Annotated in this window: 24 protein-coding genes; 3 read left to right on the forward strand and 21 right to left on the reverse strand. The window is 64.2% G+C overall.

Annotation, left to right across the window (positions count from 1 at the left end; translation table 11 throughout):
• Positions 1–83 precede the first annotated feature (83 nt).
• Together MMB74_RS15790 and MMB74_RS15795 are read right to left on the reverse strand one after the other, a co-directional pair.
• Entirely contained in the window at positions 84–1,811 is a 1,728-nt protein-coding gene (locus tag MMB74_RS15790; protein ID WP_277429760.1) for a S53 family peptidase, read from the reverse strand.
• 476 nt (positions 1,812–2,287) lie between these two features.
• Positions 2,288–3,958 (reverse strand): peptidase S10, encoded by a 1,671-nt coding sequence (locus MMB74_RS15795; RefSeq protein ID WP_277429593.1) that lies wholly within the window; start codon positions 3,956–3,958, stop codon positions 2,288–2,290.
• Between the two features lie 145 nt (positions 3,959–4,103).
• On the opposite strand from MMB74_RS15795, the gene MMB74_RS15800 reads away from it, so the two are divergent.
• Entirely contained in the window at positions 4,104–5,171 is a 1,068-nt protein-coding gene (locus MMB74_RS15800) for an AI-2E family transporter (protein ID WP_277429594.1), read from the forward strand.
• A 12-nt stretch (positions 5,172–5,183) separates the two neighbouring features.
• Here MMB74_RS15800 and MMB74_RS15805 read toward each other — a convergent pair whose 3' ends face one another.
• The 4 genes from MMB74_RS15805 to ltaE form a co-directional block, all read right to left on the reverse strand.
• On the reverse strand, positions 5,184–5,636 hold the full coding sequence (locus MMB74_RS15805) for a carboxymuconolactone decarboxylase family protein (RefSeq protein ID WP_277429595.1): 453 nt from the start codon (positions 5,634–5,636) through the stop codon (positions 5,184–5,186).
• Between the two features lie 88 nt (positions 5,637–5,724).
• Entirely contained in the window at positions 5,725–6,627 is a 903-nt protein-coding gene (locus MMB74_RS15810; protein ID WP_277429596.1) for an RNA polymerase sigma-70 factor, read from the reverse strand.
• A gap of 89 nt (positions 6,628–6,716) precedes the next feature.
• The gene (locus tag MMB74_RS15815) at positions 6,717–7,493 is read right to left on the reverse strand and encodes an arylamine N-acetyltransferase (protein WP_277429597.1); all 777 of its coding nucleotides are present in this window, start codon (positions 7,491–7,493) and stop codon (positions 6,717–6,719) included.
• Positions 7,494–7,567: 74 nt separating this feature from the next.
• Positions 7,568–8,599 carry a low-specificity L-threonine aldolase gene (gene ltaE, locus MMB74_RS15820; RefSeq protein WP_277429598.1) on the reverse strand — a complete coding sequence of 344 codons (1,032 nt, stop codon included), beginning with the start codon at positions 8,597–8,599 and terminating at the stop codon, positions 7,568–7,570.
• Between the two features lie 121 nt (positions 8,600–8,720).
• Between ltaE and MMB74_RS15825 the strand changes: the two genes are divergently transcribed.
• The gene (locus MMB74_RS15825) at positions 8,721–10,181 is read left to right on the forward strand and encodes a PLP-dependent aminotransferase family protein (protein ID WP_277429599.1); all 1,461 of its coding nucleotides are present in this window, start codon (positions 8,721–8,723) and stop codon (positions 10,179–10,181) included.
• A gap of 33 nt (positions 10,182–10,214) precedes the next feature.
• Here MMB74_RS15825 and MMB74_RS15830 read toward each other — a convergent pair whose 3' ends face one another.
• The 15 genes from MMB74_RS15830 to MMB74_RS15900 form a co-directional block, all read right to left on the reverse strand.
• Positions 10,215–10,934: an MIP/aquaporin family protein gene (locus tag MMB74_RS15830; RefSeq protein WP_277429600.1), complete on the reverse strand. Its 720-nt coding sequence runs from the start codon at positions 10,932–10,934 to the stop codon at positions 10,215–10,217.
• A 50-nt stretch (positions 10,935–10,984) separates the two neighbouring features.
• The gene (gene dhaK, locus MMB74_RS15835; RefSeq protein ID WP_277429601.1) at positions 10,985–11,977 is read right to left on the reverse strand and encodes a dihydroxyacetone kinase subunit DhaK; all 993 of its coding nucleotides are present in this window, start codon (positions 11,975–11,977) and stop codon (positions 10,985–10,987) included.
• A gap of 79 nt (positions 11,978–12,056) precedes the next feature.
• Positions 12,057–12,530 carry a hypothetical protein gene (locus tag MMB74_RS15840; RefSeq protein ID WP_277429602.1) on the reverse strand — a complete coding sequence of 158 codons (474 nt, stop codon included), beginning with the start codon at positions 12,528–12,530 and terminating at the stop codon, positions 12,057–12,059.
• Positions 12,511–14,181, reverse strand: a complete 1,671-nt coding sequence (gene ptsP / locus MMB74_RS15845; protein ID WP_277429603.1) for a phosphoenolpyruvate--protein phosphotransferase — start codon at positions 14,179–14,181, stop codon at positions 12,511–12,513. The genes MMB74_RS15840 and ptsP overlap by 20 nt, the downstream gene beginning before the upstream one ends.
• Positions 14,174–14,491 (reverse strand): HPr family phosphocarrier protein, encoded by a 318-nt coding sequence (locus tag MMB74_RS15850; protein WP_277429604.1) that lies wholly within the window; start codon positions 14,489–14,491, stop codon positions 14,174–14,176. Before MMB74_RS15850 ends, ptsP begins: the two co-directional genes overlap by 8 nt.
• 14 nt (positions 14,492–14,505) lie before the next feature.
• Positions 14,506–14,895, reverse strand: a complete 390-nt coding sequence (gene dhaM / locus MMB74_RS15855; RefSeq protein ID WP_277429605.1) for a dihydroxyacetone kinase phosphoryl donor subunit DhaM — start codon at positions 14,893–14,895, stop codon at positions 14,506–14,508.
• Positions 14,896–14,898: 3 nt separating this feature from the next.
• Positions 14,899–15,501, reverse strand: a complete 603-nt coding sequence (dhaL, locus tag MMB74_RS15860; RefSeq protein WP_277429606.1) for a dihydroxyacetone kinase subunit DhaL — start codon at positions 15,499–15,501, stop codon at positions 14,899–14,901.
• Between the two features lie 238 nt (positions 15,502–15,739).
• The gene (locus MMB74_RS15865; protein WP_277429607.1) at positions 15,740–16,867 is read right to left on the reverse strand and encodes an AAA family ATPase; all 1,128 of its coding nucleotides are present in this window, start codon (positions 16,865–16,867) and stop codon (positions 15,740–15,742) included.
• Positions 16,868–16,964: 97 nt separating this feature from the next.
• Entirely contained in the window at positions 16,965–18,038 is a 1,074-nt protein-coding gene (locus tag MMB74_RS15870; RefSeq protein ID WP_277429608.1) for a 2-aminoethylphosphonate aminotransferase, read from the reverse strand.
• 13 nt (positions 18,039–18,051) lie between these two features.
• On the reverse strand, positions 18,052–19,224 hold the full coding sequence (gene aepY, locus MMB74_RS15875) for a phosphonopyruvate decarboxylase (protein WP_277429609.1): 1,173 nt from the start codon (positions 19,222–19,224) through the stop codon (positions 18,052–18,054).
• Positions 19,221–20,921: a phosphoenolpyruvate mutase gene (aepX, locus tag MMB74_RS15880; RefSeq protein WP_277429610.1), complete on the reverse strand. Its 1,701-nt coding sequence runs from the start codon at positions 20,919–20,921 to the stop codon at positions 19,221–19,223. The genes aepY and aepX overlap by 4 nt, the downstream gene beginning before the upstream one ends.
• Complete coding sequence (locus tag MMB74_RS15885) at positions 20,918–21,682, reverse strand: phosphocholine cytidylyltransferase family protein (RefSeq protein ID WP_277429611.1); 765 nt, start codon at positions 21,680–21,682, stop codon at positions 20,918–20,920. Before MMB74_RS15885 ends, aepX begins: the two co-directional genes overlap by 4 nt.
• A gap of 51 nt (positions 21,683–21,733) precedes the next feature.
• The gene (locus MMB74_RS15890; protein ID WP_277429612.1) at positions 21,734–22,738 is read right to left on the reverse strand and encodes a flippase-like domain-containing protein; all 1,005 of its coding nucleotides are present in this window, start codon (positions 22,736–22,738) and stop codon (positions 21,734–21,736) included.
• Positions 22,735–23,466 carry a 2OG-Fe(II) oxygenase gene (locus MMB74_RS15895; RefSeq protein WP_277429613.1) on the reverse strand — a complete coding sequence of 244 codons (732 nt, stop codon included), beginning with the start codon at positions 23,464–23,466 and terminating at the stop codon, positions 22,735–22,737. The genes MMB74_RS15890 and MMB74_RS15895 overlap by 4 nt, the downstream gene beginning before the upstream one ends.
• An 86-nt stretch (positions 23,467–23,552) precedes the next feature.
• Positions 23,553–24,239, reverse strand: coding sequence for a CDP-alcohol phosphatidyltransferase family protein (locus MMB74_RS15900; protein WP_277429614.1), 687 nt, complete (start codon positions 24,237–24,239; stop codon positions 23,553–23,555).
• A gap of 211 nt (positions 24,240–24,450) precedes the next feature.
• Between MMB74_RS15900 and MMB74_RS15905 the strand changes: the two genes are divergently transcribed.
• Positions 24,451–24,906 carry a hypothetical protein gene (locus MMB74_RS15905; RefSeq protein WP_277429615.1) on the forward strand — a complete coding sequence of 152 codons (456 nt, stop codon included), beginning with the start codon at positions 24,451–24,453 and terminating at the stop codon, positions 24,904–24,906.
• The last annotated feature ends 8 nt before the right edge of the window (positions 24,907–24,914 follow it).

Below are 24,914 nucleotides of genomic sequence, written 5' to 3' on the forward strand. Positions count from 1 at the left end.
TACGACGAACTCCACCCTGCGTTCGAGCTTACCGTCCGCTTACGGGCAATCTACCGCGAGCCCGGTTCAGGCGGTTTTACGGCTCATTGCTCGAACGGATGGGCGCTCACGTACGAGGCCAGTTTCGACATGACGAAGCTGCCCCAACCGGTCGGGTAGTCCCAGCCGGTGGTGGCTTTGTAGCCGTGGCCGCTGTAGCCGTTGTTGCCGGATGTCACGTCGTGGACGAGCGATGGCGTCGATCTCACGGCGCTATAGATGCTCGAAGCGGGGAACCCCAGCGAGTTGGCGTGAGCCGATTGCAGCCGCGCCCACAAGCCGACGAAGATCGGCGAAGACAGGCTCGTGCCGCCTATCTGCTGGATTTGGCCGTAGTTGTAGACGAGCGCTCCCGAGCCTTGCGCCGCGTCGAACGAAATGTCGGGCACGGCGCGCCCGCTCGGCTTGGGGCTCACCGAAAGCGCCCTTTGCCAAGAAGGCACGGGCTCGACCACGCTGACGCCGCCGGTCGAGGCCCAGAGTTTGCCGTTGCCGTCGAGCCCTTCGTTCCATACCGTTTCCTTGGCCCACCTGCCGCTAGAGGTGAAAAGCGTCGTTCCACCGACGGCGATCACATTGGGCGACGATGCGGGCCATGATATCGAGTACGTGCTGCCGTCGGGATATCCGCGGTTGTTGCACTCGTAGACGCCTTCGTCTCCCGACGAAACCGAGAACGTCTGCCCTTGCGCCACGGCTGCGGCAAAGATCTGATCCTCGGCGGCCACGGTGCCGTCGGCCTGAGCGTCGGTTTCGCACCAGCCGAGCGAGACGTTGATGACCTTGGCCGCGTTGTCGCTGACGGCTTGATTGAACGCCTGCGTCAAGCCCGTGTTGCCCGATGCGTCCATGTCGGCTTCATAGAAGATCAACTGGTTGACCGCGCCGCCAGCTGCGCCGACGATATCTTGGCTGTCGAGGTCCCATTCTCCTTGGCCTTCTTGATCGTCGCTGTAATTGCCGCTGGGGTCGCCCGTTTGCACGGCGGCGACGTTCACTTGCGCCAAACCGTTTGCATCGGTGAATTGGTTCAGATCCTGTGTGGCCTGGCCCGCGCCGCCGATCGTGATCACGCCCACCGTCGTTTGCGATGCGCTCGGCAGGCTCGCCGCGCCATAGATCGAGCCGAATTCGAGCGGGTAATGCCCCGTCTCGGTCCCGGCCGCATGAGGCTTCGGCTGCGTACGCGGGCCTCTGACCGCCATCGTATGGGCCAACGTCACGTTTTGCAGGCCTAGCACGGACAACACGGTATCGCCGAGCGCTTCAGGCACTTGCGCCGGCGCCGAATTGGCCACGACCGTGCGCTCGCCCTTGCGGAAGTGAACGAGCGGCGTATTGAAAGCTGTCTTCACTGTGCCGACCGTGCCGTCGGCGGAGATCAGCAGGCGGTTTTTCGAAACCCGAATGTTGACGAACCCGCTTTTTCGCAAGTGCGCGACGACCTTTTGCACTTGGGCTTCGCTGGGCGCGAATTCGGCAAGGAACGCTTTCGGCGTCAGAAATTGCCCATACTTCGCATTGCCGCGCTCGTTCACGGCCCGGCCGAGCGCCTCGAGCTTTTTCAAATTGCGCACGCGCAGGCTGACGACGACGTGCTCGGGCTCGCCCGCAGTCGCTTGCGCGGCGGGCGCGGCCGCGAATGTCCGCATTTGCTCGGGCGTAAGAAAGGCCTTTGTCTCGGTGCCGACCCATATCGTCGGCGAACCGGCCGCATGCGCGGCAACCGAGGCAGCGGCGAGCGGCAATGCCAACGCCGCGGTTTTGAAAATAGCCGATACCGACCCCTTCGATTTCACTGTCGACTTCAATTGAACCTCCTAGGATTTCAACGTCAAGAGACGCCGTATCCGCGGGAATGCGGTGAGTCAACGGATTTGAGTTTTGCTGCCGTCTCGAGCCAACGTTGTGATTAATGGATGGATATTGCGACACTCAATGATTTATTGAGCATGTTTAACCTAACAGGTCAAAAATGTTGTCGTGTAGCTGTTAGGAGTGGTAGTGGAAATGCGGGTCTGTCCGGCGCCGTGGCGGTCATGCGCCCCCTGTGCGGGTTGTTTGGCATCGAATGCAAGGTCTGTGGCGAAATTAATGCGATAGACTTTATGGGATATGAATAATCGGTATCAATCTCCCATGGGCAGGGTGTTCTGATCGATGCTAATTTTCAATAGAATTTACGCTTATCGCTTAAAGATTCGTTTGTATATTTAGATTGACGATGTCGTTCGTTTAAAATCGCCGTTTATCGACCGGCGGCTTCGTCGTAGAAACGCGCCAAGTCGCCTTTCAGCGCATGCAGGGCCGCATCGTCGAGGTAGATCATGTGACCCGTCGGGTAATACGTCACCCGCACGTTTTTGCGTAGCGCGGGCGGCAGGCCCATGTGCTCGAGATCGTATTCGGTCGCAAAGAACGGCGTGGCGAGATCGTAGTAGCCGTTGGCCGATAACACCCGCAGGTGCGGGTTCTGACGCATCGCTTCCGCGAGATCGGCGGCGGCATACGGGGCGCTGAGCGTCTCGCCCCACCACACATGGTGCTTCCAGTCCCAGGCGCTCAACACGTGATCGTTGAACACGCGATAAGCGCTGTCGTGCGCGTCATGCAGATCCTGCGCGAGATGTTGGTGAAACGCGGCGGAGAAGGCGCCGGTAATGTACCTCTCGGATGCGTCGTAGTCGGGCGAGGACGAATCTTGGTCGTATTCGATGCCTTCGAAGCGGCTGTCATAGCGGCCTATGCTGCGCGTTTGCGCCAACAAGAGCTGTTTGCGAAAGTGGGACGGCGGGATGCGTAGGCGCGCGCCGATCACATATTTCGTGTCCAGTCCCGTGTAACGGGCGATTTGGCCCGCGATTGCGTCGCGCTCCGCATCGGGCAACGTGTCGCCTTTGGCCAGCGCCGCCGCATACGGGCCCGCCGCGAACGCGCGCACTTCGTCGAGAAACGCCGGCAGATCGGTGTTTTTGCCGGGTCCGAGCTTGTCGTGATACCACGCCGCTGCCGCATACGACGGCAGATAGCGTACGTACATGAGATCGAAGCCGGGCGCTTGGACGGCGGAGTTGAGGACCGACGAGAGCAGCACGACGCCGTTCAAGGAGATGTTGTGCTGCGCGAGGCGGTAGGCCAGCATCGCCGCCCGCGTCGTGCCGTACGATTCGCCGAGCAGAAACTTCGGCGAATTCCATCGATCGTTGACGCTCAGGTAGCGGTCGATGAAGCGGGTGAAGGCGTCGAGATCGCCGTCGACGCTCCAAAACCGTTTGCCGTCTCCGTGGCCGACGACCTTCGAGTAGCCGGTGCCGACCGCATCGACGAAGACGAGGTCGCTCTTGTCGAGCAACGAGTCGGGATTGTCGGCCAGCACGTAGGGTGCGGGCGGGGTGGCCGTGGGGCTAGACGTATGCACGCGCTTGGGGCCTACCGATCCCATCAGCAAGAACACGCTCGCCGCACCCGGCCCGCCATTGAAAAGGAAGGTCACGGGGCGCGGGGCGCCGTGCTGGGCGGGTTTCGTTGTATACGCCACGTAGAACATGCTCGCCTCAGGCTCGCCCGCATCGTTGCGCAGCAGCAGGTTGCCTGCCGTGGCGCGGTAATCGATCTTGCGGCCGTCCAGCTTCAGGGCGTGGTCGGTCACCGTCGATGTCTCGCGCGGGACGGGTAGCGCGGCGCGGGGCGCCGCCGATTGCGCATGTGCCATGTTTGCCGAGAGGCTGCCATGGGCCTTGGCGTCCGGCGCTGCGGCCGGTGTCTCGGTAGAGGCGGCCGCGGTGGCGGGAGTGGCCTCGCTCTCATCATCGGCGGCGGCATGACGGCTCGCGCCCAATGCGCACGCGAGTGCAATCGAAAGCGCGGCGAACTTGGCCGCACGACTGCCGGATAGCGATGAGGCGAAACGATGGCGCATGGCTGGACCTTGTGCGGCGAATGCGGGCCGTGAATTGGAGGAGATTCCTAGCAAACTGCCTTCCCGAGCCGAGCGCCGAATCGTACCGGGCGCGATCTTCGCTAACATGTCGACGATCGACCGTCACCTCGCCAAGGCGTTTGCCATGTCAAATCCCCCGCTTGCCACGAAAGATACCGCAGACGGAAAGCGCAGTCAGCGCATTGCGATGCTCGCGCTCTACGCGGCGCTGGTGGCGCTGGCACTGTGGATCATCCGGTCGTTCATTCCCGCCATCGTCTGGGCGCTCGTGATCGCGATCGTCATCTGGCCGCTGTTGCAGCGCTTGAGCCAAGCCAAGCAAAGTGCGGCGCGCGCGAACATGGTCGCGCTGCTGTTGACGACGGTGGTCGGATTGTTCGTCGTGCTGCCGTTCGTGCTCGTCTTCACGCAGGTGGTGCACGAAGCGCATCAATGGGTTACGTGGATCAAGGACATCACGCAAACCGGGTTTGCCGTTCCTGCGTTCGTGACCCGGTTGCCGTTCGGCAATCAAATCGCGGCGTGGTGGCAAACCAATCTCGCGCGGCCGCTCGAAGGATCGCCCGCCATGGAGGCGCTGCGCGGCGGGCAAGTCGCGACGGCCGGGCGGCACTTCGGCAGCGCCGCCTTGAAAGGCGTCGTGCATTTCGGTTTCATGTTGCTGACGCTATTCGTCTTTCTGCGTTCGGGGCCGCGCGTGGCCGAGCAGGCGCTACGCAGCGTGCGGCGTGTGTTTGGCGCGGACGGCACGCACCTTGTCATACGCATGACCGCCGCCGTGCGTGCGACCGTGACCGGCCTCGTGGTGGTCGGGTTGGGCGAAGGCGTGCTGATCGGCGCGTCCTACTTCGCGACAGGCTTGCCGCATGCGGCCGAGCTGGGTCTCGTCACGGCGGTGGCCGCCATGCTGCCGTTTTGCGCGCCGCTCGCGTTCGGCGGCGCGGCGCTGTGGCTGTTCGCGCACGGCCAAGTCGTGGGCGCGTTCGCCGTGCTGGCGACGGGCGCCATCGTCGTCTTCATCGCCGAGCATTTCGTGCGCCCCGGCATCATCGGCAGTTCGACGAGGCTCCCGTTTCTGCTGGTCTTGTTCGGCATCCTCGGCGGCGCCGAAACCTTCGGTTTGGTCGGGCTCTTCATCGGCCCGGCCCTCATGACGGTTCTGACGCTGCTATGGCGCGAAGGGACGCGCTGAGCCCGACACGGGTTAGGCCTTTTCCGGCACCGGGTTACGGAAACTCACGTTCAGCAGGTTCCACGCAGTGATCGTCGCAATCACGAACCCGAGCTCGGCGATTTCTTCGTCGGTGAATTGCGTGCGCAGTCGCGCGAAAGCTTCATCGCTCGGGTCGGTATGCGGCAGCCCCGCGACCAGTTCGGCCCATTCCAACGCCGCGCGCTCGCGCTCGTCGAAGAACGGCGCTTCGCGCCATCCGGCGACGGCGTTCGCATGGCGCGGGTCGACATCCATCTTGATGAGGTCGCGCCAGTGCATGTCGATGCAGTAAGCGCAGCCGTTGATCTGCGAAACGCGAAGCAGGACGAGATCGACCAGACGATGCCCCAGCATGTCGCGACGTAAGCCGGCCGAAAGTTGATAGAGATTGCGAAACGCTGTCGGGGCCAATTGGGAATAGTTGAGGCGGGGGGGGTGCGTCATTGCTGTGCCTGTCGAGTGGGAGCGGAGCGCCGCCCCATGCGGCGTCCATGCTTCCAAGACGAGGCGCTGCTCGTTTTTGTGACAGCTGTTACGGCGCCAACGACTGGGCAATGCCGGTGAGCTTCTCGGGGTTGCGCACGGCGTAGATCCCGAGCACGCGCTCCCCGTCCGTTGCGAGCGCCATTGCCGATTCGAGCTTGCCGTCGACGTACCGCAGAAATCCCGGTTCGCCGTTGATCAGCGCATGGCGGTACACCGTCTGATCGCCCAAGCGCCGCCCCGTGACCCAGAAGAGGTTGGCGATTCGATGGGCGCCGCGCAACACTTTGTATACGGCCGGCACCTTGCCGCCGCCGTCGCCGACGAGTTCGACATCCTCGGCCAGCAGCGCTTGAATGGCGTCGCGCTCGCCCGATTGCGCCGCGCGGATGAATTTTTCGACCACGCGCCGGTGCGCCTCGCGCGGGACGTCGAACCGCGTGCGGTTTTGCTGCACCCGCTCGGAGGCGCGATGAACCATTTGGCGGCAAGCGGCTTCGGTTTTGCCGAGCAATGCGGCGATTTCGTCGTAGCCGTGATCGAACACCTGACGCAGCAAAAATGCGGCGCGCTCTTCCGCCGACAATCGTTCGAGCACCCATAGCAGCGCCATCGACACATCGCTGGCAAGTTCGACGGCAGTTTCCGGCGTGCGCTCGTCGCCCTCGACGAGCGGCTCGGGCAGCCACCAGCCGACGTAAGCTTCGCGTTCGGCTTTTAGCGCGCGCAACCGGTCGATAGAGAGTCGCGTGACGATCGTGACGAGCCAAGCCTCGGGCGATTGAACCGCCGCGCGGTCGGTGTTCTGACGCCACCGCAACCATGCCTCTTGCACGACGTCTTCGGCGTCCGCGCGGGTGCCGAGCATGCGGTACGCCACGAGAAACAGGCGCGAGCGTAAGGCGTCGAACGGGTCGGCATCGGGTGCCGGGGTGACGGGAGGCATACTCATATGGGACTCGAAAGCGGACGGACCGGGGCAATGGCCCCAACCACCCTTAGACGGTGCACCCCGGCGTTTTGTGACAGCGCCTGCCATTGTTATACGCGAGGGGGCATCGCGAGGCCAAATTCGCGTGCCAACAGCGCGGGCACTTCGTCCTGTGCGATGGTGCGTTTTTCGACGCGGCCGTGGGACACCGTCTTGAAGCTATCGCCGGCCAAGGTTTTCCGGCCCGAGTCGGTCAGCAGAACGGCGACGAGCTTTTGTACGAAGATGGAATCGGGATGCGTCGAGTTCAGATAATTGGCCGGCACGAAGTCGACCCACTCTTGCGTGGAAAGATCGAACGCATATAGATTTGCCCATTCGCCGTCGATCTTCGTGCGCAGGAGGTAAAAGCCGTCGTCGCCGAGGCTGAGCATGTAGACATCGCCCTCTTGGTCGATTTCCACGCCCAGCGCGGTAAGGGGAATAGGCGCGCGAATGACGTTGGCCCCGAAACCGAGGTCGCACAGCCACTGCTCTCCGCCCAGCTCGACGATGACGACCATGTGCGTCCTGGGGCGGCGCATCGGGTAGGTCATCGGCCGCGCCGCGGCCAATCGATGGGCGATGCCGAGCGACTCGAGCGCCATCGAAAACAGCCCATTGACTTCGTAGCAGTAGCCGCCGCGCTTGCGGTGGATGATCTTGCCGACGATTTCCTCGGGCACGAGCGATACGATCTTGCCTGCTTGGACGTCGAGATTTTCGAACGGTACAGAAAACAACTGGCGCCGCATCATGCGCGTCACCGTTTCGATGTCGGGTGTGCGCGGACCTGAGTAGTCGATGCGAGCGAAATAATCTGCGAGGGAAAAATTGTCGGCGTGCATGGCGTGCTCTTCTGTTTGTATCGTCAATATCGTTGCCTGCGCAACTCAATGCCTTCACTCATGAAATTTTGCGTTCATTGCGCGGCGAACGACGAGGCCACCGACAACGCGTAATCCACTGCTTCCGAATCGACGTCGAGATGCGTGACCCATCGTTGGCGCGTGGCGCCGTAAGACGAAACGATCCCGATGCCGTGGTGGGCCAAGTGCGAGGCGAACGCGGGAGCAAGCGACGCTTCGACGTTGACGAACACGATGTTGGTGTCGGGGGCGGTGACGGTCAGCCCCGGCAGCTTGGCCAACCCTTGCGCGAGCACGCGCGCGTTTGCGTGATCGACAGCCAGGCGCTCGACGTTGTGCTCGAGCGCATAGAGTCCGGCGGCCGCTAGAATCCCGGCTTGCCGCATGCCGCCGCCCAGCATTTTGCGCCAGCGCCGCGCGCGGTCGATGGCTGCCTTGGAGCCGACGAGCACGGAGCCCACCGGGGCGCCGAGGCCCTTGGAGAGGCAAACGGAAACCGTATCGAACGGCAACGCGAGTTGCGCCGGGCTCGTGCCCGAGGCGACGGCCGCATTGAACAGGCGCGCGCCGTCCAGATGGCACAGCAAACCATGCTGCTTGGCGAGCGCCGTCGCCGCTTGCACGTAATCGGCGGGCAACACCTTGCCGCCGATCGTGTTCTCGAGCGCCAGCAACCGGCTGCGAGCGAAGTGAGGATCGTCCGGCTTGATCGCCGCTTCGATGTCGGCCAGCGCGATCGTGCCGTCGGCCGCGTTCTCCAGCGGCTGCGGCTGGATGCTGCCGAGCACGGCGGCGCCGCCAGCCTCCCAGCGGTAGCAGTGCGCTTGCTGGCCGACGATGTATTCGTCGCCACGCTCGCAATGCGTCATCAAGGCGATGAGATTGGACTGAGTGCCAGAGGGGACGAACAGGCCGGCCTCCTTGCCGATCGTCTCGGCCACGCGCGCCTCCAGGCGCTTCACGGTAGGGTCGTCGCCGAATACGTCATCGCCAACTTCCGCCGCCGCCATTGCAGCCCGCATGGCGGCGCTGGGGCGCGTGACGGTATCGCTGCGAAAGTCGTATTTCAATGCAGCCTGTTCCATTTCGATTCTCCTGTGGCATGCCTTGTTCGATGCGCTCATGGTGGCACGCGTCGCGCTTCGACCCTATACACAACTGTGCCGAATCTGTTACATAACAGATTTTGCGATTCTACGAGGCGTCATGGATTGCGCAGAGCAGGACGAGCCGTTGTATCGGCAGTTGGCGCAGCGGCTTTGGGAGAACGTCGAAGGGGCGGCGATGAACGAGGGCGAGCGCCTGCCGTCCGTGCGCACGCTTGCCGCGCAGCACGGCGTGAGCTTGACCACTGCGCTACAGGCGCTGCGTTGGCTCGAGACGCGGGGACACATCGAGGCCCGGCCGCGCTCGGGCTATTTCGTTGCGAAACGCATGCGCCGCGGCAAGCGGGCAGGCGGCCAGAGCGAGCCGAAAAGCGGCGCGCCGAAACGATGGGCACGCCCGGCCGCGGAAGTCGACGCGCAGGCGCGCGACCATCTCGCGATTGCGGGTGCGCCCACGGCGGTGCGGCTCGATCTCGCTTCGGCGGAAGCGGCGCTCTATCCGATCGAGCGGTTCAGCGTGTTGTTGCGGCGGCTGGCTTATCAACATCGGGACCTCGTCGGCTCGCACGTGCGCGGGTCGGGGTACCCGGCATTGCGGGCGCAGATTGCACGCCAGGCAATGCAGTACGCCTGCGAGCTCGATCCGGATGAACTGGTCGTGACCAACGGGTGCGTCGAAGCATTGAATCTGGCGCTGCGCGCGGTCGCGCGTCCCGGCGACACGATTGCCGTCGAATCGCCGACTTATTTCGTCCTCCTACAGATCTTGCGTGCTTTGGAGATGCCGGCTTATCCGATTCCATGCCGGCCGCAGTCGGGCATCGACGTGGATGCCTTGAAGCAAGCGCTCGATCGCGGCGTGCCGATCAAGGCCGTGGTGACGGTGGCGAACGGCAACAATCCGCTCGGCAGCGTGCCGAGCGATGCGTCCAAGCGCGCCCTCGTCGAACTGCTGCGCGAGCGCGACGTCGTCCTGATCGAAGACGATATCTTCGGCGATTTGTGCTTCGGCGAGACGCGCCCGAGGCCGGTGCGCGCGTTCGACGACACGCACGGCAACGTCTTGCTGTGCGGCGGCTTCTCGAAGAGCCTGTCGCCCGGCTTGCGTCTGGGATGGATCGCGCCGGGACGCTTCACGGAGCGCGTCAAAGCGCTCAAGTTCACGACGAGCATGGCGACGGCCGAGTTGCAGCAAGCGGCGGTGGCACAGTTGTTGGCAGGTGGCGGCTATGCCTTGCACTTGCGCCGCTTGAAGGCTGCGCTGCTCAGTCAGCAAGAGGCGCTGCGCCAGGCTGTGCTGCGCTATTTTCCCGCAGGCACGGAAGTGACGCGTCCGGCTGGCGGCTTCGTGTTGTGGGCCAAGCTGCCCAGTGGGGACGGGCCGCCGCGCAGCACGCGTGATTTGTTCGAGCGCGCGCGAGCGGAAGGGATCAGCTTCGCGCCCGGGCATTTGTTCGGCGAGGGCGGGGCGTTCGACGATTGCCTCAGGTTGAATGCGGGCAATCGCTGGACGAGCGAACTCGATGCGGCCGTGCGCCGGCTTGGCGAGCTCGCTGCGTAGGCGCGTGCGCTGGCCGGTCGCGTTCGGTCGGGATCACATCATCCCGGCAAGGCGTGCGACCCCGAGCGCACCGATGCCGCCGAGGATCGGACCGACGATCGGCACCCAAGCATACGACCAATCGGATGAGCCCTTGCCGGCGATCGGCAGCACCGCGTGTGCGACGCGAGCGCCGAAGTCGCGAGCAGGGTTGATCGCGAACCCCGTCGGCCCGCCCAGCGAGAGCCCGATGCCGTAGACGATCAGCGCGACGACGAGCGGCCCTAGCACTCCCGTGGTGCCGACGGCTTTGGTGAAGATGGCCACGACGAGAAACACGAGCACGAACGTGCCGATCAGTTCGGTCAACATGTTCGAGAATGGCGCGCGGATCGCCGGTCCCGTCGAAAAGCAGGCGAGCTTGATGCGCGCGTCATCGGTCTTTTTCCAATGCGCGAGATACGTGATCCACATGAGCACGGCGCCAATGAATGCGCCAATGACTTGCCCGGCAATATAAGGCAACACCTCGTTGCCGGGGAAATGCCCGAGGGCGTAAAACGCGAGCGTGACGGCAGGGTTCAGGTGGCCCTGACTGCCCAACGCGACGGCGGCCACGACGCCGGCCAGCACGGCGAAGGCCCAACCGGTCGCGATCACGATCCATCCCGAGTTCTGTCCTTTCGACTGCGTGAGCAACACGTTCGACACCACGCCGTTGCCCATGAGCACGAGAATAGCCGTGCCAATCAATTCACCGACAAATCCGTTCATGACGTTCTCCATCGATTCGATCGTTGTCGACTACATACCCATGCGCGCGCTCACGCCTGACCCCAATGCAAAGCGGGGGTGTGGACCGGCGCATCCCAAAGCGAAAGCCAATCGTCGTTGAGCTCGGTGAGCGTGATCGAGCACCCGGCCATCTCGAGCGACGTCACGTAGTTGCCGGTCAAGAAACGCGCAACCCTCACGCCGCGTGCGCGCAAGCGCGTCATCGCGGCATTGACCATCAAATAGAGTTCCGATAGCGGCGTGCCGCCGAAGCCGTTGACGAGGAGAATGCACTCGCGTCCGTTGCGCGGTGCGAGGTCTTCGACGATCGGCCCGACCAGATCTTCGGCGATGGCATCGGCGCGATCCAGCTTGACGCGGCGCCTGCCCGGCTCGCCGTGGATGCCCACGCCCAGTTCCATTTCGTTCTCGCCGAGCACGAACGTCGGGGTGCCCGCGGCCGGCACGGTGCAGGAGGTCAGCGCGACGCCCATCGAGCGCGTTCGACTGTTCACGGCTTTGCCGAGCGCGGCCAACCGTTCGATGTCGCGCCCTTGCTCGGCCGCCGCGCCGACGAGCTTTTCGACGATCAGCGTGCCGGCCACACCGCGTCTGCCCGTCGAATAGGTCGAGCGATCGACGGCGACGTCGTCGTCGACGATCACGGTGCGCACATTGCCTTCGGCCATTTCGGCGGCCATGTCGAAGTTCATGACGTCGCCTTCGTAGTTCTTCACGATCAGCACGGACCCCGCACCCGAATCCACCGACTGCATGGCGGCGACGATTTGATCGGGGGTCGGCGAGGTGAAGATTTGCCCGGGACACGCGGCATCGAGCATGCCGCGCCCGACGAAGCCCGCATGCAGGGGTTCGTGCCCGGAGCCGCCGCCGGAGATCAGGGCGACTTTGCCCGGCGTCGACTGCTTTCGCCGCACGAACTTTCGTCCCTCGCCGAGTTCGACGAGGTCGGCATGCGCAAGTGCGAAGCCGTCGAGCGATTCGGCGAGCACCGTTTCGGGTGCGTTGATCAGCTTTTTCACTGTGTCTCCTCCTGTTGTGAATCCTTGCAGGGTTGGGCCGTTGGCTGCCGGGCGGTCGCTCGGCAGGTACCGGCCGGCGCTAGTCGAGTCCCCTCGAAGGCCGCTCCCTTTCGGAAGCGTCGGAAGCTTCGGAAGCGAAGGTTTGCGCCATCTGCGTGAGCGTGCGAACGAACTCGGCGACGAGGTGATCGACGTGGCGATTCGTTTCCTCGCCCAGATCGGGCAGCGTCACGCTGATGGTGCGGGTCCCGTGTCCATTGCCGGTGGGCAACTGACGCCGGGGATGCGCCTGCCGATACAGATCGAGAAAAACGCGCTTCTCCGCGGTGGAGAAGTGGCAGACGGTGAAAATCGTGCTCAGGTGATCGACGGGAATCGGGGTTGCGTACGCAGGATTGCTGATCTGCGAGACGAATGAACGATGCTTGCCGAGCGCCGTGGCCAAATGCTGGCGCGTCCCGGAAGGGCGGGTGTCCAGTACGCGAGCGAGGATGCGCTTGTATTGCGCGACGAAGTCTTCGCGAGCGCCGGTGCTATTTGATGCGTCGATCATGATTGGAACTGAAGAGGGCAACGTCGACGGGTAGTGCCGACATCGATGCATGCACGTCGAGGTCGGCAATGGCTGCTTTCACGCGTGCGACGCTGGCAATGCCAACCGAAAGCGCGCGCAGCCCGCATGCGAGCAAATGAGGGAGCACGGCCGTGTCGGCCGCGGCATCGCCGCACAGGCTCACTTCGAGGCCGCGTGCGGCGCCGTGATGCGCGACGTGCGCGATGAGCCGCAGCACGGCAGGATTGAGCGGATCGGCCAGGCTCGCCACCGCGGCGTTGTCGCGCCCGGTAGCCGTCACGTATTGCGTGAGATCGTTGGAGCCGATTGAATGGAAATCGGCGTCGAACGATTCGGGCGCAAGCGCGGCGGCCGGCACTTCCACCATCATGCCGAGCGGCGGCATGCGCGCGTCGATGCCCGCGCGTTCGAGTTGCCGTATTTCTTCGGCGAGCATGACGCGCACGGCTTCGAGTTCCCTCGGCGTCGTCACCATTGGGATCATCACCTTCAGATCGCCGTGCGCCGCCGCCCGCGCGAGCGCGCGCAGTTGCACGCGAAACAGATCGGGGCGCGCCAAAGAGAGCCGCACGCCGCGCATGCCGAGAAACGGATTCGATTCATGTTCGAGCGTGATGCCGGCCATGGGCTTGTCGGCGCCCGCATCGAGCGTACGCACGACGACGGGCTTGCCCGCGCACCAATCGAGAAGGCGCCGATAAGCGTGGTATTGCGTGTTTTCGTCGGCGTCTGCGAAGTGCTCGCCGAACAGCAACTCCGTGCGCACGAGCCCGATCCCGTCGCAAGCGGCGGCATCGAAACGATCGAGTTCCGCGAGACTGGCGACATTGATGCGCACGGCCACGCGCACGCCATCTCGTGTGACGGCGGCCTCGCGGATGCGCCGGGTGGCCGCGGTGCGCCGGGCCGCTTCGCCTTCCATGCGCGCAGCAAAGCGACGGCGATCGTCCTCGGTCGGTTCGACGTGAAGCGTGCCCGACACCGCATCGACGAGCACTTCGCTTGCATGCTCGGGAATAGGCCCTGCGAGGCCCACGATCATCGGTACGCCTTTGGCACGCGCAAGCATCGCGACGTGACTGCTGGCGCTGCCTCGCATGAGCACGATCGCGCGCGCCGAGGACCAATCGATCGCAAGAAACGCCGACGGCGAGAGATCGTCGGCCACGACGACGGCCCCGTGGCGCACCATTGGCGCGGCATCGTCTCCGAACAGGGCGTCGAGCACGCGATCGCGCAAATCGCGCAAATCGGACGCACGCGCGCGGAAGTATTCGTTCGACGAAGCGGCGTAGTGCTCGATCTCATCGTCCAATGCGCCGGCCCATGCGGTATCGGCGGCTTGTCCGCATCGCACGGCTTCGTAGATGGGCTGCGTCAACGTCTCGTCTTCGATGAGCGCCAACTGAAAGCCGATAACGTCGGAGGCTGCCGTGTCGGCGTGCTCCGTCAGCGTTTGCAGTTGATGCGCCGCGCGCGAGAGCGCCTCCCGCAAGGCCTGCACCTCATGCTCGATCTTCGCGTGCTTGACGCGCTCGCGCATTGGCGTGGGCGCTGGCGTCAGGCGCATGAGCGGTCCCGCCGCGAGGCCAGTCGAAGCGGGTTGACCCGAGAGCACGCGCTCAACCATTTCGTTGGCCCTCCCGGTGAGCGTGAGCAGCTTCGCCGAAGTTGCACTCGACGAGCGCGATCATCGCCGCTACGGCGTCCGCCGCTTGTTCGCCGGTGGCGCGAAAATGTAGCACCGCACCCGCTTCGGCCTGAAAACCCATCACTTTGACGGGACTCTTCGCGTTCACCCACGGGCCGTCGGAAGAGAGGGCGATTTCAACTTGCGCGACGAACGTTTTGGCAAGCTGCGTGAGCTTCACGCTCGGCCGAGCATGCAACCCCGTGGGATTCGACAAGTGGGCGTGACCGGCGACGACCGTATCCGACATGTGACGTTCCTCGTTCAATGCGACTGGAGTTCTTCAGCCATGCTTTTCACTTGCAGCGCGCTGGCGCCGCCCGATGCTTCGGCAGCGGCGATCACCGCACCTTCGACGAGCGGGGCGTTGCTCAGCAACACCTTGCCGCGTCGAGCGTCGTCGAGCATTTCGATGGCCATCTCGCTGTTCGTTTCCGCGCCGCCGAGATCGACGAGCACGACGACGCCCGCGTCCGACCATGCGCGCTCGATGGCGTCGGCGATGGCGCCGACATCGGTGCCCAAGCCGCCATCGGCGTTGCCGCCGGTATAGGCGAGCGGCACGCTATCGCCGACCATTTGCCGCACCATGTCCGCCGCGCCTTCGGCGACTTTGGTGGAGTGAGAGACGATGACGATTCCGACATTCGACACGGTTCAACCCTCGAGAAAATCACACAACGTTGCGATGACGAGCGCGCAAGAACGCGCGCCCGGGTCCATGTGGCCGATCGATCGTTCGCCCAGAAACGAGGCGCGGCCTCGAATCGCGCGCATCGGCGTGGTGGCGTCGGCGGCATGAAGCGCGGTTTGCTTGATGCGCGCGAGCAGTTGTTCGCCGGGGACGCGCAGTTGCTGCTGCACGGGCACGAGCACGTCGAGCAACGTTTTTTGGCCTGGCGTCGATTTGCCGCGCCGTTCGACGGCCGCGACGGCGGCATCGAACGCCTCGGCCAGATCGGGCAATGCCGGCTGTTCTGGCAGGGCCTTGCCGAAAGTCATGAAGAACGTCCCATAGAGCGGGCCCGACGCGCCGCCGACGGTCATGACCAGCGTTTTGCCCGCTTCGGTCACGGCTTCGGCCAACGGCCGCTGCGATAGCGCGGCCGCTTGGCCCGCCACGTGTTCGAAACCGCGTTTCATGTTCAGGCCGTGATCGCCGTCACCGATCGCCTGATCGAGCGCCGTCAATTCATCGGCGTGTTCGACGATCGTTCGTGCGATGGCGCGTAGCAGTCCTTCCAGGGTATCGGGCGTCATTGGCACCTCCGTGTGCGGCGGTTCGCAATCTGAGCGGCGCATGCCGATGCGCCTGCGGTTGTTTAGTTCATTGTTGAGTTACTAAACTTGAGGCGAAGTCTAGCAGCGCTGCCGCCGACTTGAACTATGGAAAACCCTTGTAGTTCGCGCAGAACCGAGGCTCGAGAGGGCAAGGGACGGCCGAGCGCATGGCCGTTGTAGTTGTTTAATGAAAACGAATTGTTGTTGAGTAATTTATTCAGTCCACGATGTTGCGGACCCAATCCGCGAAGCTATCGTTCTCGAATTCATAGACCTCTCGCGGGCTCTTGGCCACCACCGTCTTTTCCGCGAGGCGGCCGAGCGCCTTTTGAACATGGGTGGCCTGCAGATCTTCGATGCCCACGCGCTTGCGAATTCGCACGAGCGTCGCCTTGGCGAAGGGCTTCATCGAAGGGTCGTCGGCAAACATCCGCACCAGGACGCGCTCGGTGGCGTCTAGCGAATTCCACGTTCCCTCGTGGTTTTCCGTGCGCGCGAGCTTTTCCTGTTGCATCGCGATCGCCTCGGGGAAGGTCAGCGCCGGACTCATCATGAGCGCGAGCACCGTTTCCATCAGAGGCTCGGGCCGCCGGCCGAAGAATGCGAACGCTTCGCGCGCGGCGGCCGTATCGAGCTTGCGCTTGGTTGATTCCTTGAAGCGGCGCGCGATGTAATCGACGAACTCGTCGCCGAGCAACTGGAAGTCCTGCACCGTGCTGGCGGCCGAATAAAGCGGCGCGTTCGCATTCGTGAAGACGTGGCCGAGCTTGGTGCGCGAAGACCCGGTGAACAGCATGCGAAGCTTGCGCTGATGCTTGGTCAACGTGGTGCGCAGCGCGCGCGCCATCTCCTCGCCTTCCTTGCTGCGGCCTAGCGCTTGCGCTTCGTCGACGAGGAAGAGCACGGGCCTGCGCTTCGCGAGTTCGGCCACGAGGGCGTCGATGAGCAGGGCGGTATCGGTGATCTTGTGCTTTTGATCGTCCTCGAGTTCGATATGCCCTTCGAGCTTGGCGCCGGCAAATTCGGCTTTGCCCTTCAGGGCCTTGACCGGCGTTTGAAGCCGTGCGATGACTTTTTCGAGCAGCGAGTGCGGCTCGAGGGCCTCTTCGAGGGCTCGAACCAAAGCGGCGCCCGGCGTTTGCCGTGTTTGCCAGAGATCCGCATAGACTACCGTGTAGCCCTCGGTCTCGGCGTACGGCTTCAGGTCGCGCAATAGGAACGCGGTCTTGCCGGTGCGGCGCGGTGCGAATATCGTCGTCGATGTAATGAGGCCCGCGTTGAGCGTGGCGAGATAGGCGCGCGCAAGATCGGGGCGCGGGAAGTGCCACAGTTCAGTCAGCTCCATCGGTTATCCTGAATTACCAATTTGTCGATAATTATACCGTACAGGTATAATTTAGATAACCGTGCGCTGCCGGTGACACATCCAGCGCGGACCTACATTACCGCGTCAGTACGTCGAAGGCTTGCAACAAGCGCTCGATGTCGGCCGCGGTCAGCGCCCCCATGGTGGAGATTCGGAACAGCTGCTTCGACAAATCGCCTTGGCCCGCGTAAATGACGAAGCCGTGTGCTTTGAGTGCATCGTGCAACGGCTCGTAGGCAACCTCGCGCGGCAGTTCGTACGCGCGCAGGACGACCGACGAGTGCTCAGGCGGCAGGATCGAGGCCATGCCGCGTGCGGCGAGGCCGCTGCGCACTTGCTCGGCCAGCGCCGCATAACGCGCGTGCCTTGCGGGCACGCCGCCTTCGTCCTCGAACTCGCGCAATGCTTCGACGAGGGCGTAATAGGCGTGGACCGAGGGCGTGAATGGCGTGTTGCGGGCCGCTTGCATGCGGGCGAGGCGGCCCAGGTCGAGATAGTAGGTACGGCTCGCCGCGCGCTCGATCGAGCCGTGCGTGGCGATGACGAACGAAGCGCCCGGCACGCCGTGCAAGCATTTATTGGCCGTCGCGGCAACCGCGGCGATATTCGCGGCATCGAAATCGATCGTCTCCGCACCGAAGCTGCTGACCGCATCGACGAGCAACTGCACGCCGTGCAAAGCGCATAGGGCGCCGATCCCGTGCAAGTCGTTCAGGCGGCCCGTCGTCGTTTCGTGATGGACGACGGCCACGTGCGAAAAAGGGCCCTCCGTGTCGAGACATCTCGCGACGGCAGCGAGATCGGGGGCGCTCATCCAATCGTGCGCGAGTGCGAGATATTCGATCCCGTACTGCTTGGCGATATTCGCGATGCGCTCGCCGTAGACGCCGTTTTGCACGACAAGCAAGCGGCTATCGGCAGGCACCAGCGAAGCGATCATGCTTTCGACGGCGCCGGTGCCCGAGGCAGTCATCAGCGTCGCGGCCCATTTTTGCGGATCGAGCTTATAGGCATCCAGCAACCGGGCGCGCGCCTCGTCCTGCAGGTCGTAGAAATCGCTTTCGCGATGACATAGATCCGGTTGCAGCAAGCTTTGGCGCACGCGCTCGGATAAGGTCACGGGGCCGGGGTTGAGCAGGAGCGTCTTCATCGAGCAAGTATCCTTATGCCGCGCCGATATGGCGCATCAAACGCGCTTTCACGTCGGCGGGCGTGATGGTGGGGCGAGGCAGGCCTTCGGCGGTGCCGCGCCGAATCGTCAAGCGTGCGAAACGGGGCCCTCCAATTGCGCCGCCATGGCGTGGCTGCTCAAGCAGCGTATCGACGACGGCAAGATCGTCGCCTTCGATCGCCGATTCATAGCCGCATGCGGCCGCGATCGCGGCGAACGACACGTGAGACGAGACCGTGGCCTGCCCGCCGGTGGAATCGTGCACGCCATTGTCGAGCAGCAGATGCGCCAAGTTGCTGCGCCCGTAAGCGCCTAGCGTGGCGAAGGCGCCCATCCGCATGAGCGCGGCGCCGTCGCCGTCGATGGCAACGACGTTCAAGTCGGGGCGTACGAGCGAAAGACCCAGCGCGAGCGGCATGACGCATCCCATCGAGCCGACCATGTAGAGCTGGTTGGGCCGATCGTCCAACGCATAGAGCTCGCGCCCGCAAAACCCCGTCGAAGCAAGCACCACCGTGGCATCGGCCGGCGTGTGCGCGACGACGCGCTCGAGCGCGTCGCGCCGCGAGGGCAAGCCGTCTTCGGGCGCGCCCCGCCACTGCGTGCGCGCCACGCATGCCGCGCGACGCGGCGCTTTCGTTTCCGCGAGCGGATACGGCGCGACGCTACCCTTGCGCATGACGAGCGCGTAGGGACGGCCGGTCTTGTCCATATGCGCGACGGCCCGCTCGAGCGCGGCCTCGACCGCTTCGGCGTCGGTGGGGAACGGCTCCCAGGCAACCTCCATGGTTTCGAGTAGCGCCGGGGTGATCGGCCCCATCAGTGCGTGCTGCGGCTCGTCGGCCACGCCCGGTTCACCCCGCCAGGTCACGATGAGCAATTGCGGCAGGCGGAACGTCCACGTCAGCGAGGTGAGCGGACTGACGGCGTTGCCGAGGCCGGAGTTCTGCATCATCGTGACGCCACGTTCGCCAGCGCGCGCGCCGAGCGCAACGCCCGCGATCAGCGCGACCGCATCGCCCTCGTTCGCGGCGCTGATGTAGTGCAGCGACGGGTCTTGCAGGACATAGTTGATGAATGGCGTGAGAAACGAGCAGGGCACCCCTGCGTACCACGAGAAGCCCCGGCGCCGCGCCGCCTCGACGAATTGTGCGGCTTCGATCATTGCGCTTCCCCTTGACCGTTGCCGCGCCCGAGCGCGAAGGGCGTTTGCGCATGCGCGAAATCGCCCGCGCGCCTGAAATCTTCCAGGTCGTTCACGCCGCACCAATGCCCGTGAACGTATTGCACCTCGATCTGCTCGCCCGCGTCGATGAGCGCGTTGATGAGCGCCGGTACGTCGAGCGAGTCGAACTCCGGCTGCAACCTCAGTTCCGCAAGCATCGATCGCAGGCGTTCGATCCCTTCCCCGCGAACGCTCAGCAGCCCTATCCATCTGCCGTCGGGCGGCGCGCTATCCGCTTTGCCGCTGCGAATGCGCTGCAGCAGCGTCTTGCGGCCGAACAGCGCGCGCTCGTCCGGGGCCGAGCAATAGGCAAAATCGCGCGCGGTGCGATTCGATGCCTCGGAGTGCGAAGAGTCGACGACGACCGTGAACGGCGCATCGTTTTCGACGAGGTCGCGCAGAATATAGCTGCGAAAGAGCAAGTCGCCGTAAGAGATCAACGTGTCGGCGGCGAGCTCCCCGGCGTCGACGGCGCAGGCGAGCGAGGCGAGCTCGCCCGTCTGTGCATAGCGTTCGTTGAGAACGAGCTTGATGCCCGCCTTATCGATTGCATCGGCGCGGTACCCGCCCACGACGGCAATGTCGTTGATCGCATGCTTCTTGAATGCATCGACGAGCCAGCGCAGTAGCGGCTTGCCCGCAACGGGCAGCATCACCTTCGGGCGTTCGGCGGTGACGGCTTCGAGCCCGTGCCCGCGGCTCGCCGCCAGTACGATCGCGGCGCCCGGCTTGCGCGAGGCAGCCAGATAGACGCGTTCGGCCGCCGCATATTCGTCTGCATTTTGCAGCCGGAAGATTTCCTCGACGCTGGCAATTCGCTCTTCGACGTTGACGAGCGTCTCGCTGCGGTGAATCTCCTTCGCGACCGCTTGCATGGACGACGCAGCGGCACGAACGAGATGATTGGCCCAAATGACCGTGCTGATCCCGGCTTTTCGAAACACTTCGGTCGGCGTGCTGTAGTACTTCGTCGGCACGATGACGAGCGGGGCACGGCCGGCCCATTCGCGAGCGAATGCAAGGATCTCGTCGGGACGCGACAGCTTGCTGTGGATCAAAATGGCGTCCGCGCCGGCGAGCCGATAGGCTTCCGCACGCGCGAGCGCTTCTTGCAGCCCCCAACCGGCGATGAGCGCTTCCACGCGCGCCACGATGGAGAAATTCGTTTCGGACTGCGAATCTTTACCGGCTTTGATCTTGCCGCAGAACTCGTCGATATCGGCAAGCGGCTGACGTTCGCCGCCAATGAAGCTGTTCGTTTTCGGAAATTGCTTGTCTTCGATGCACACGCCCGCGATGCCGCGCTGCTCCAGCTTGCGCACGAGGCGCCGCACGTTGTTGAAGTTGCCGTAGCCCGTGTCGCCGTCGAGCAGGATCGGCAGGTCGCTCGCGTCGGCCATGAACTCGAGCGTGTCGACCACCTGGGTCCAACTGGCCTCGTTGTTGTCGCGCACGCCGAACTGCGCCGAAATGGCGAGGCCGGACGCCCATATGCCTTTGAACCCGGCCTCGCGCACGATGCGTGCGGAGAGACCGTTATGTGCCTCCATCAAGAATTCGAGCTCGTCGCTGACGAGCATCTCGCGCAATCGGTCGAAGCGCGAACGGGTGTCGATAATCGGGTCGCGCGCGTTCATCGTTCCGCTCCTGCCGGCTGGGCGAGACGCGGCAGCACTTCGCGCTCGGCGCGGGCGATGTCGCCCGGGAAATCGATCTCGATCCACGGTAGTCCGGTGACGTCGGCGACGTCATAGGAGCGCCCCCCCTCCAATAACAGGTCGCGCACGGCTTCTTCGTGCGGCAGGTTGGTGCGGCCGCTCGCGACGTAGCCGGCGACGATGTCGGCGAGGCGGCGCGCCGTGCTCTCCCGAAAGCGAAAAAAGCCGACCGATTCGCCGATCGTGTCGTACTGCAAGCCGACCGCGAGCTGTTTGCGAAGCTCGACTGGCGTGCCGTTCTGCAAGCACAATTTGACGGGCTCGTCGCCGGCTTCGAAGTCGCGATCGATCAACAGCCGATCGACGCTCGACCCCGCCACGAGGGCGTCCAAGATGGCTGCGTCGTACAGCACGTCGGCATCCATCAGCAACACGTCGCCGCCGCGCGTGAGCGCCTCCGCCATCGTATGCACCGTCAAGACGCTGCCCAGGTCGTAGCGCGGGTTGATCACGATCCGCGGCCTTGGCCGCCACTCGATGCGATCGAGCTCCGCTTCGATGCTTTGGGGTTGGAAGCCGAGCGCGAGCTCGATTTGCTCGACGCCGGCCGCGCGCAACGCACGCAGGTGGCGTTCGAGCAGCGTCACGCCATGAAAGCGCAACAAGCACTTGGGAAATTGCTGTTCGGGCGGTTGCTGTAGGCGCAGGCCGAGGCCCGCGGCGAGAATGATCGCTCGCATGCTTGTTTTTTCTCCTGGCAAGAAGCCGAAAGACGCGGCGGCCGGCTCGCGTCAATCGGTAAGCGGCACGCGCGGCGCACGCCGGCGTTGCCAATCCCGTTCACTCCAATGCAAATAGACCATGCCTGGCAAACCGAGTGCAAGCTCTCGCGCGCGCTTGGCGAGCGACAACGCCAGCGCCGCATCGGGCGTGAGCCCGACGAGCGGGGCAAGCAGCAGGTAGCCGCCTTCCTGAGCGCCGAGCGAGCCGGGAATCGCGAAGGCCGCGCCGCGTATCGCTTGGCCGACGCTTTCGAGCAGCAGCGCATCGAGCCAACTGACCGGATGTCCGATGAAGGCGAGCGCGAGCCATACCTCGCCGATGCCGACGATCCATCCGCAAAAGCTCAGGGCGAACGACGCGGCGACGCGCCGGTGCGCGCGATAGAGTTCGCGCACGGCCTCGTCGATCGCGTCGGCGCGCGCGCTCGCGCGCAGCGCCCGCCGCGCGCCGAGCGCTTTGCCGATCAAGCGTGAGAAGCGGCCGAACAGGCCGCGTTGCTGCGCGTAGTAAAAGGTTGCGATCGCGGCCGCGAGCACGCCCGTTGCGCAGAGCGTCGCCACGTGCAGCATGCGCGCCGCGTGCACGTTTTGCGTGGCCGAAAAAGCGGCGAACGCCGTCAAGCCGATTAGTGCAAAAGCGATTTGCGCGACCGACTGCAGCGTCGTCGAAACGGTGACGGCTGCGGCCGCATCGTGCATCTGCACCCCGCGCTGCCCCAAATGCCGCGCCATGAGGACAGGGCCGCCGATCTGACCGGCCGGCAACAAGCTGTTGACCGATTCGCCGGCCCACCGCGCGCGCAGCGCATCGACGAAGGAGGCTGGGCGCGCGAGCAACACAGCAAGCGCCGCGGCATCGACGGCGAGCGGGAGCGCATGAAACGCGGCAACGGCGAGCAGCCCCCAGCCCGCCGATGCGAGCGTGGACGCAACGGCGCCCGCGCCTTGCCGTGCAAGCAGCGCAACGAACACCGCCGCACCGAGCGAGAAGAGAATCGCCGCCGTTCGCGTCATGTCGTTCTCTTCTCGACAGCGGCGGCGTCGCGCGAGCGGAACACTTGGCGAAAACCGAAGTAGGCGATCGCGTCTTTCATGTTCGAGACGAAGCGCCGCCACGGGCGCATGCGCGCGTCGGTCACGTATTCGAACGTCAACGACACGCGCATGTCGCCGGCTTTGGCCGGCGTGATCCGGTGGCGCAGCTTGTCGCCGTCGAACAGCACGATCGCGCCGGGCGGGTACTGGATCGAATCCGCGATTGTCGGGACGCCGGGGGTGCGCGTATGCAGCTCGTAATCGAGGCGGCACGACGACTCGTCGATCACGCCGATCAGCAGCGTATAACGGCGCCCGTCGTAATACGAGGTGTCGTAATGCCAGCCGATGTGATCGCCGGCGCGCGTGTAGTAATAAAGCGCGTAAGCGTGCGGGTCGTCCTCGGGCGAAAGTAGCAACTTGTCGCCGGTGATCGCTTCGAGCCATTCGATCAGGGCGCGCGAGCGGTAGAGCTCGGCGATCTGCGGCGCGAGCCGATCGATCGTATGGCGGCTGACGCTGCCCCCTTGCTTATGGCCGGGCAAGTAGTTGCGATTGACGGCGGGCTCGAGCGAGCGCGCGCTGTCGGCGAGCCCCGCGGTGAGTTCGTCCGGAAGGAACGTGTCCAGGTAGAGGAACGCCCCCTGCTGCGTGAACTGCGCACGCAGCGCATCGCGATCGAGGCTGCGCACCGTGTCGCTGAGCATTTCGTCGATCGATGGTGCCTCGCCCTGTGGCGCATGGCTCGGAGCCGATGCGGGTACGGGCGCATCGTTTGCCGCAACCCGTGCATTCATCGCGACACCCAGGCTTCGCTTGCCCGCTCGCCCGGCGGCGGGCGCCGCACGATGCGCCGGTAATCGAGAACGACCCACAGTGCAAACAGCGGCGCGCCGATCGAGGCGGCGATGAGGAACGGCTCGACGGTGTGCGTGAGCGTGACGAGCGGCAACAAATAGAGCACGTCTTCCGTTTCGAAGCCGGCTGCCGATGCCTGCCGAGTCCCGGCCTTACCGGCCAGCGATTCGATGCGCATACGCAGATAGAAAATGAGGGCGACGGCGACGCCCGCCAGCGCGCCTAGCCACGTAGCCTGCGCAAAGATGCCGTCCTCATGGGCGCTCGCGATGCCGACGCCCATCGAGAGGAACAATGCGATGGTCACGAACGCATCGCTTGCCAGATCGTAGAAGTGCCCGAGCTTGCTTGATTTACCGCTGATGCGCGCCAGTTCTCCATCGGTGTGATCGATGAAATTGGACAGGACGATCAGCAAGGCGCCGGCGTTGATCCATCCGAACGTGGGCTGAGCGAGCGCGGCCGCTCCGGCGATCCCGACGACGAGACGCAGTGTGGTCAGGTGATTCGGCGTGACGCGCGTGTCTTTCAGCGGCGTGACGAGAAGGCGTGCGAGCCGAGCGTCCCACGTGCGCGGCATGGGAGCGATGGCGCGAGGTGAGGGGTCAACGCGATTTTCCATTCGAAGCAATATATACGCTTTTACGCAGTGTTGTTTGCAACGGCGCATTCGCGCGGAGCCCTTGCCGGGCCGCGCACGCCGAGTTGGCAAAACCCGGTAAAGTGCCATCTTTCTTCACTTTCTACATCATGTCGATCCGGCATGGCTCGTGCGCTCGGTCCATTTCGAATCGTGAGCCGTCCGGCGTAACGGTGCGTAATTTCTTGCCGCCATGAAACGTTTTGCCCTCGCCACCTTCTTGCTCCTGTTGTCCGTGCGTTCGGCCCCGCTGTTCGCTGCATCGCTCGACGAACCGCTGCATTGCGATCGATCCGCCCATGCATTCATCGGCGAATTGGAAGACAAAGGCCTGATCGATCCGCGCCCATCGCGGGTGGAGCCCAATTCGATCAATGCGTTCGGTCCCGCTCACAGCGCGGATCTGACCGCCTTCGGCTATCACGTGTTTGCGATCGTCGGCTTTCAAAAGGACGATCCGATGTTCCAGAGGGGCAAGGGCAAACCGCTCGCCGATTCGGCTTACGGCGCAGTCGTGCTGGGCACGACCGACAGCGTGACAGCCGCCGTGAGGACGGCCGGCAGCAAGGCAATCGTTCATCACGTGGCGCCATTCGTCACGGCGATTTTCTGTCAGATGGACGCCGGCGCGGCGGCAGACCGGCCTTAGCTTTCTAT

Origin of the sequence: Trinickia sp. Y13, assembly GCF_029522115.1 — a bacterium.
Lineage (GTDB): Bacteria > Pseudomonadota > Gammaproteobacteria > Burkholderiales > Burkholderiaceae > Trinickia.